6 protein-coding genes are annotated in these 7,638 nt (G+C 71.5%); 3 read left to right on the forward strand and 3 right to left on the reverse strand.

Annotated elements, in window-relative coordinates; genetic code table 11:
• From ABD366_RS18425 to glgB, 3 genes are all read left to right on the forward strand, one after another.
• Positions 1–169, forward strand: a 169-nt coding sequence (locus ABD366_RS18425) for an alpha-glucosidase C-terminal domain-containing protein (RefSeq protein ID WP_344442104.1), incomplete at its 5' end; no start/stop codon positions are given.
• 170 nt (positions 170–339) lie between these two features.
• Positions 340–1,707: a maltokinase N-terminal cap-like domain-containing protein gene (locus ABD366_RS18430; protein ID WP_324769007.1), complete on the forward strand. Its 1,368-nt coding sequence runs from the start codon at positions 340–342 to the stop codon at positions 1,705–1,707.
• A gap of 88 nt (positions 1,708–1,795) precedes the next feature.
• Positions 1,796–4,228 (forward strand): 1,4-alpha-glucan branching enzyme, encoded by a 2,433-nt coding sequence (gene glgB / locus ABD366_RS18435; protein WP_324769005.1) that lies wholly within the window; start codon positions 1,796–1,798, stop codon positions 4,226–4,228.
• A 177-nt stretch (positions 4,229–4,405) separates the two neighbouring features.
• Here the strand turns inward: glgB and ABD366_RS18440 are convergent, their stop codons facing one another.
• The 3 genes from ABD366_RS18440 to ABD366_RS18450 form a co-directional block, all read right to left on the reverse strand.
• The gene (locus ABD366_RS18440) at positions 4,406–6,640 is read right to left on the reverse strand and encodes a HelD family protein (protein ID WP_324769010.1); all 2,235 of its coding nucleotides are present in this window, start codon (positions 6,638–6,640) and stop codon (positions 4,406–4,408) included.
• Positions 6,641–6,819: 179 nt separating this feature from the next.
• Positions 6,820–7,134, reverse strand: coding sequence for a thioredoxin (trxA, locus tag ABD366_RS18445; RefSeq protein WP_324769004.1), 315 nt, complete (start codon positions 7,132–7,134; stop codon positions 6,820–6,822).
• Positions 7,135–7,136: 2 nt separating this feature from the next.
• Positions 7,137–7,556, reverse strand: a complete 420-nt coding sequence (locus ABD366_RS18450) for a MerR family transcriptional regulator (RefSeq protein WP_324769003.1) — start codon at positions 7,554–7,556, stop codon at positions 7,137–7,139.
• Positions 7,557–7,638: the final 82 nt, after the last annotated feature.

The following is a 7,638-nucleotide window of genomic DNA, read 5'->3' on the forward strand; positions in this document are numbered from 1 at the left end:
CAATTTCTCCCGCTTCGCCCAGCCCACCGAGCTGGACCTCCAGGCCTTCGACGGCCGCCATCCGGTCGAGCTGATCGGCGGTGTGCGGTTCCCGGCCATCGGTGAGCTGCCCTACCTCCTCACCCTGGCGGGACACGGTTTCTACTGGTTCCGGCTGCGCAAGGACTGACGCCCGCATCCGCACGGTCCGGGGCGGGAGTACCGGCTCCTTCGGTTTCCCTCCCCGTGCCCTGGGAACTCTCCACGCATACCCGGCACGTCCCCATCTCTGGACAGCATCTCCGCACCCGGGATCCGCTCGCACCGCCCGACGCGCTCCCGGGGAAAGGACGCGACGTCATGTCGGAAACCGCAGCCCGGTCCACCGCCTCGGCGCAGGGCCACTCCGAGCTGCTCTTGTCCCTGGACCCGCTGTTGCGGGAGTGGCTGCCGCGCCAGCGGTGGTTCGCGGGGAAGGGCCGCCCGGTCACCGACCTCACCCTCGACTCCGTCACCCGACTCCGCTCCGACGGCGCCCTGTTGCACCTGCTGCTGCGCGCTCACCAGCCGCCGTCCGACGAGGGCCCCGGCGACTGCTACCAGCTCCTCATCGCGACCGCCGAGGCGCTGCCGCCGCATCTCGCCCCCGCCGTCATCGGCCACATCACCCAGGGCCCCCTGGCCGGCCGCACCGCGTACGAGGCCCTGCACGACTCCCGCCAGACCAGCATCCTGCTGGAGCGGCTCCGCGTCCCCGGCACCCTCGGCGGCCTGCGCTTCCACCGCCATCCGGACGGGCGAATACCCCGGGACCTGACCCCCCGCCCGCTCCTGGCCGAACAGTCCAACTCCTCGGTCGTGTACGGCGATTCACTGATAGCCAAGGTGTTCCGCCGGGTCCTGCCGGGCACCAACCCCGATCTCGAGCTCCCCCTCGCCCTGGCCCGCGAGGGCTGCGAGCGGGTGCCCGCCCCCCTCGCCTGGTACGAGACGGCGGACGGCGAGACCACCCTCGGCCTGCTCCAGCCCTACCTCGCGGGCGCTGCCGACGGCTGGGACCTGGCCCTCGAACACCTCATCAAACAGGTCGACTTCACCGCCGAGGCACGGGAACTGGGCCGCGCGACAGCCGAGGTGCACACCGCCCTGGCCCGCGCCCTGCCCACCGTCACCTACACCCGCGTCCAGACCCAGCAGCTGGCCGCGACGATGACCCGGCGCCTGGAGACGACGGCCCAGCAGGTCCCCGCGCTCCTGCCCTACGTCCCCGGCCTGCGCACCGCGTTCGACGCGCTGGCCGATCTGGCGGACGAGGGGCTCACCTGGCAGGCCCAGCGCATCCACGGCGATCTGCACCTCGGTCAGTGCCTGCGGGACCCGTCCGGGTTCTGGCGGCTGATCGACTTCGAGGGCGAGCCGTCCCGGCCCCTCGCCGAACGCCGGATGCCGCACCCGCCGCACCGCGACATCGCGGGCATGCTCCGCTCCTTCGACTACGCCGCCCGCAGCCACCGCCCGTGGAACCCGCAGTGGTCCGACTCCTGCCGGTCCGCGTACTGCGTGGGCTACGCGGCCGCCTCCGGCTGGGACCCGCGCACCGACCCGGTCCTGCTGCGCGCGTACGAGACGGACAAGGCGATCTACGAAGCCCTGTACGAGGCCCGCCACCGCCCCGACTGGCTCCCGGTCCCGCTGGCGGCGCTGGCGCGCCTTGCGGAGCAGTCCTGAGCGAGCGCGGAGGCTCCACCGCACCGCGGCCCCGCCGCGCAGGCGCGACCAGTCCCACCCCTTCACCCGCCCACAGGAGGACCCACCCGTGACCCGCCGCCGCCCCACCCACACTCCGCGCCCGGCGTCGGGGAGCGACCCCGCACCGGGAGCCGCCCCGGCCCCGGTACCGGCACCGGCACCGGCACCGGCACCGGCACCGGCACCGGCACCGAAGAGCGTCCCGGTACCGGTACCGCAGAGCGCCCCCGCGCCGGAGAGCGGCCCGATACCGGCGGGCGGCCCCACCCCGGCCGGCAGCGTCCCCGTACCGCAGCGTGACCCCGGGGCGGAGAGCGCCCGCGTACCGAGAAGCGACCGGGACCGGCTCCGGGCGGCCACCCACCACGACCCGCACTCCGTGCTCGGCGCCCACCCGGCCGGCACCGGCGTCGCCTTCCGCGCCTGGCGGCCCTACGCCCGGAAGGTCGCCGTCGTCACCCCGGACGGCACCCGCGCCGAACTGCACGACGACGGCGACGGGTTCTTCTCCACGCTGCTCCAGCTCCCCGAGCCCCCGCCCGCGTACGAGCTGGAGATCACGTACGCCGACGCGACCCAGCGCATCGCCGACGCGTACTCCCTGCTCCCCTCCCTCGGCGACCTCGACCTGCACCTCATCGGCGAGGGACGCCATGAGCAGCTGTGGACGGCGCTCGGCGCCCACCCGATGGAGCACCAGGGCATCCAGGGCACCCGCTTCACGGTCTGGGCACCCAACGCCCGGGGTGTGCGTGTCGTCGGCGGCTTCAACTACTGGAACGGCGAGGCGCACAGCATGCGCTCGCTCGGCTCGTCCGGCATCTGGGAGCTGTTCGTCCCCGACATCGGCGAGGGCGAGCTGTACAAGTACGAGATCACCCGCCCGGACGGCAGCAAGACCCAGCGCGCCGACCCGCTCGCCACACGCACCGAGACGCCCCCGGCGAACTCGTCCGTCGTCCACGCCTCCCATCACACCTGGCACGATGACGAGTGGCTGCGCACCCGCGGCGACCGCCCCGTCCACGAGTCGCCGTTCTCCGTCTACGAGATCCATCTCCCGTCCTGGCGCCCCGGCCTCACCTACCGCCAGCTCGCCGAACAACTCCCGGCCTATGTATCGGACTTGGGCTTCACCCACGTGGAGCTCATGCCGGTGGCCGAGCACCCCTTCGGCGGCTCCTGGGGCTACCAGGTAACCGGCTTCTACGCGCCCACGGCCAGGCTCGGCACCCCCGACGACTTCAAGCACCTCATCGACGCCCTGCACCAGGCCGGCATCGGCGTCCTCATGGACTGGGTCCCGGCCCATTTCCCGCGCGACGACTGGGCACTCGCCGAGTTCGACGGCCGGCCCCTGTACGAGCACGAGGACCCGCTGCGCTCGGCGCACCCCGACTGGGGCACCCTGGAGTTCGACTACGGCCGCAAGGAGGTCCGCAACTTCCTTGTGGCGAACGCCCTTTACTGGTGCGAGGAGTTCCACATCGACGGCCTGCGCGTCGACGCCGTCGCCTCCATGCTGTACCTCGACTACTCGCGCGAGGACGGGCAGTGGACCCCGAACCAGTTCGGCGGCCGGGAGAACCTCGACGCGGTCGACTTCCTCCAGGAGATGAACGCGACCCTGTACCGGCGTGCCCCCGGCGTCGTCACCATCGCCGAGGAGTCCACCGCCTGGGACGGCGTGACACGGGCGACCCATCACGTCGGCCCCGGCGGCTTCGGCGGCCTCGGCTTCGGCCTGAAGTGGAACATGGGCTGGATGCACGACTCGCTGGACTATGTCGCCCACGAGCCGGTCCACCGCAAGTACCACCACAACGAGATGACCTTCTCGATGGTGTACGCGTACAGCGAGAACTATGTGCTGCCGATCTCCCACGACGAGGTCGTCCACGGCAAGAAGGCCCTGGTCTCCAAGATGCCGGGCGACTGGTGGCAGCAGCGCGCCAACCACCGCGCCTACCTGGGCTTCATGTGGGCCCACCCCGGCAAGCAACTCCTGTTCATGGGCCAGGAGTTCGCGCAGGGCGCCGAGTGGTCGGAGGCGCACGGGCCCGACTGGTGGCTGCTCGACCCGGCGTACGGCGCCGAGCCCGACCACCGCGGCGTCCGCGACCTCACCCGCGACCTGAACACCGCCTACCGCGCGGCGCCCGCCCTGTGGGAACGCGACACCGACCCCGCGGGTTTCTCGTGGGTGGCCGGTGACGCGTCGGAGGACAACGTCTTCGCGTTCCTGCGCCACGCCGCCGACGGCACCCCGCTGCTCGCCGTCTCGAACTTCTCCCCGGTCGTACGCCACGACTACCGCTTGGGCGTCCCCGCCTCGGTACCGGCCTGGCACGAAATCCTCAACACCGACGCCACCCGCTACGGAGGCGGCGGCATCACCAACCCGGAGCCGGTAAAACCGGACGACACACCCGCCCACGGCCGCCCGGCAAGCATCCGCCTGACCTTGCCCCCACTGGCAACGATCTGGCTGAAGCCGTGAGCGCCTAGGGGCGCGGGGAACTGCGCGACCAGCCACGACGGCGCGGCACAGGGATCTGCACGACCAGCAGAACGGCGCAGTCCCCGCTCCCCCAGGGGCGCGGGGCTGTATCCATCAGCGGCTCCGCCGCGGGGCGCGATCAACCCCGACGGCACACAACCCGCCCCGACACGAACCTCAGTCGGCCACGGCAAGCCCCAGAAGCGCCACCGGCAGCTCCCCCACATGCACGACCCCCAGGGACTGAGTCGCCCGAGTCAACGCCACATACAGATCACTCACCCCGAACTCCCCCGGCTCGACCACGATCACCCGGTCGAACTCGAGCCCCTTCGCCTGCCGAGGATCAAGCAGAACCAGATGCCGGGTCAGATCCGGCTCGGCCCCCGCCACCACACCCGGCAACACCGCGGCCAGCGCCCCGTGCAACGCACGCGGCGCGATCACCGCGAGCCGCCCCTCCTCCGGGGTCTCGGCCGCCGCGATCTCCGCCACGACCTGGGCGACATCACCGGTCACGGCACGCCGCCAGGGACGTACACCCGTCGAGCGGACCGAGGCAGGCGGCTCGTAGTCCGGGTGCTCGGCACGCAGCACGGCCGCGGCGACGTCCATGATCTCCGACGGAGTCCGGTAGTTGACCCCGAGCCGCGTGTGCTCGAAGCGGTCCTCGACGTACGGCTGAAGGATCTTGTCCCAGGCCCCGACACCCGCCTCCTCGGCCGTCTGCGCCGGGTCACCGACCAGAGTCATCGACCGGGTCGGCGAACGCCGCATGAGCAGCCGCCACGCCATCGGCGACAGCTCCTGCGCCTCGTCGACGATGATGTGCCCGAACGCCCAGGTCCGGTCGGCCGCGGCCCGCTCGGCGGCGCTGCGGTGGTCCTCCTCCTCGTACCAGTCGGCGACCCGGTCCGCGTCCACGATGTCGTGCGCGGCCAGCACCTCCGACTCGTCCTCGTCCTCGAACTCGTACGTCTCCGAGCCCCGGGACAGATCGAGGACGCCCTGCGCGTACGCGATCCGCTCCTGCCGCGCCGCCTCGGCGGCGGCCCGCTCGGCGGCGTCGTCGTACCCGATCAGTTCCGCGGCCTCGTCGAGCAGCGGCACATCGGCGGGCGTCCAGTCGGCCGGCCCGGTGACCGGCCTGCGAAGTGCCGCCGCGTCCTCGTCCGCCATTCCGACGGGCTCGGCGAGGAAGTCGGCGACGACGCGCTCCGCGGTGAGCGTCGGCCACAGGTCCTCGATCGCGGCGTGCACGTCGGCGCTGGCCGCGACCCCCTTGCCGAGCTGTGCGAGGTCGTCGGGGCCGAGGAAGTTCGGCCCGCCGTAGGGGTCCGCGCCGATGCGCTCCGCGAGCTGCTGGGTGAGCGCGTCGAGGATCCGGAAGGCGAAGTGCGGCCGGGCCAGGTTGTGCGGCAGCAGCGTGTCGCGCGCCGCCTGCCGTGCCTCGTAGGCGATCTCCCAGTCGAGGATCAGGTCGCCGTCGTCGTGCCGGATGATCAGCGGCGCGCCGGGCTCCGGAAGCTGCTGCCGGTCGCGGACGGCGAGCGCCAGCGCCTCGGTCATCGACGCGGCGCCCTTGACGGCCGCGGCCCGCGGGGTGTCCACGGCGGTCGCGTGCACCCCCGGGTACAGCTCGCCCACCGTAGCCAGCAGGACGCCGGTCTCGCCGAGGGCGGGCAGCACCTCGGAGATGTAGGACAGGAACGCCGGGTTCGGGCCGACGATCAGCACGGCCCGCTTGGCGAGCAGCTCGCGGTGCTCGTAGAGCAGGAAAGCGGCGCGGTGCAGCGCCACGGCCGTCTTGCCGGTGCCCGGGCCGCCCTCGACGACGAGCACACCGCGGTGGTCGTGCCGGATGATCCGGTCCTGCTCGGCCTGGATCGTCTGCACGATGTCGCCCATGCGGCCGGTACGCGCCGAGTTCAGGGCGGCGAGCAGCACCGCGTCGCCGCTCGGGTCCTCGAATCCGGTGCGCTCGTCGTCGCCGAGATCGAGAATCTCGTCGTGCAGTTCGGTGACCGTACGGCCTTCTGTGGTGAGGTGCCTGCGCCGGCGCAGGCCCATCGGCAGATGGCCCGTGGCGAGATAGAAGGGACGGGCCACCGGAGCGCGCCAGTCGATGAGAATCGGCGTGTGTTCGGTGTCGTCGTCGCGAATTCCGATACGCCCGATGTGGTGGGTCACGCCGTCCGTGAGATCAATACGGCCGAAGCAGAGCGAACCGTCGACCGCATTCAGCGCGGCGAGCAGGCCCGAGCGCTCCACGACCAGCAGGTCGCGCTCGAGCCGGGCCTGCTGACCTGTGCCGACGGGTGTCAGGGCGTCCGTGACCGAGTCCGCGGCGACGCCGCGCAGCGCGTCCACGCGCGCGTAGAGCCGGTCGATGAATTCCTGTTCCTTTTGCAGTTCTTTCTGCGATACGGCGGATTCCCGGCTTGACAAAACTGCTCCCTGCCCGGTACGGTGTGTTTAGTTGGCCCCCGGTGAGGGGCCTTTTCTGTGGGCACACAGAAACACCGAATATACCCCGGGCAGAGGTAAATCCCAAGCGCGGGATTTCCGGGAACCGCCCCCGCTTCCGTCGCTCAGACGGTCCCGGCCAATTCCTCCAGCAGCCGCCGCTTGGGCCGGGCGCCCACCCGTGACCACACCGGCTCGCCGTCCTTGAAGACCATCAGCGTCGGCATCGACAGCACCCCGTACTTCACCGCGGTCTCCGGATTGGCGTCCACGTCGATGGCCACGACGTCGAGACGGTCGCGCTCCTCCTCCGCGATGGACTTCAGCACCGGTGCCAGCTGCCTGCACGGCCCGCACCATTCGGCCGTGAACTCCACGAGTACCGGTCGCCCGGACCGTAGTACCTGCTCCTCGAAGTCCGCGTCGGTGACATCCCGCATGATCACTGTCCCTCCTGTGGTTCGCTGAGTTCGCAGCGCGGGGCGGGCTGTTCCGCGGCCAGCGCCACGACGGCCCGCTCGGCGCGCTCCAGCTGCGCGCCGACCTTCTCCCGTACGGCACTCAACTCGTCGATCAGCGCGTCCAGTTCGGAGAGCTTGTTGCGGTACACGGCCAGGGACGCCGGACACGAGTCACCCTCCGGGTGGCCGGCCCGCAGGCACTCCACGAACGGCCGGGTCTCCTCCAGCTCGAACCCGAAGTCCTGCAACGTACGGATCTGCCGCAGGGCCCGCAGATCCGCCTCGTCGTAGGTCCGGTACCCGTTGCCCCCACGCCGCGCCGGCAACAGCCCACGCGACTCGTAGTACCTCAACGTCCGCGTACTGGTCCCGCCCCGCTCCGCAAGCTCTCCGATGCGCATACCAAAGACGGTAAACCTTCCCCCCAACGTCAAGGCCACCCCTCACCTTCAGCCCCCCATTCAAGCCCCCCCCAACCAAGCC

This window comes from Streptomyces kunmingensis, from assembly GCF_039533535.1.
Lineage (GTDB): Bacteria > Actinomycetota > Actinomycetes > Streptomycetales > Streptomycetaceae > Streptomyces > Streptomyces kunmingensis.

Excerpts from the sequence above, each read along its gene's own strand:
- ABD366_RS18450 (WP_324769003.1), bottom strand. The coding sequence starts at position 7,556 with ATGCGCATCGGAGAGCTTGCGGAGCGGGGCGGGACCAGTACGCGGACG.
- trxA (WP_324769004.1), bottom strand. The coding sequence starts at position 7,134 with ATGCGGGATGTCACCGACGCGGACTTCGAGGAGCAGGTACTACGGTCC.
- ABD366_RS18430 (WP_324769007.1), top strand. The coding sequence starts at position 340 with ATGTCGGAAACCGCAGCCCGGTCCACCGCCTCGGCGCAGGGCCACTCC.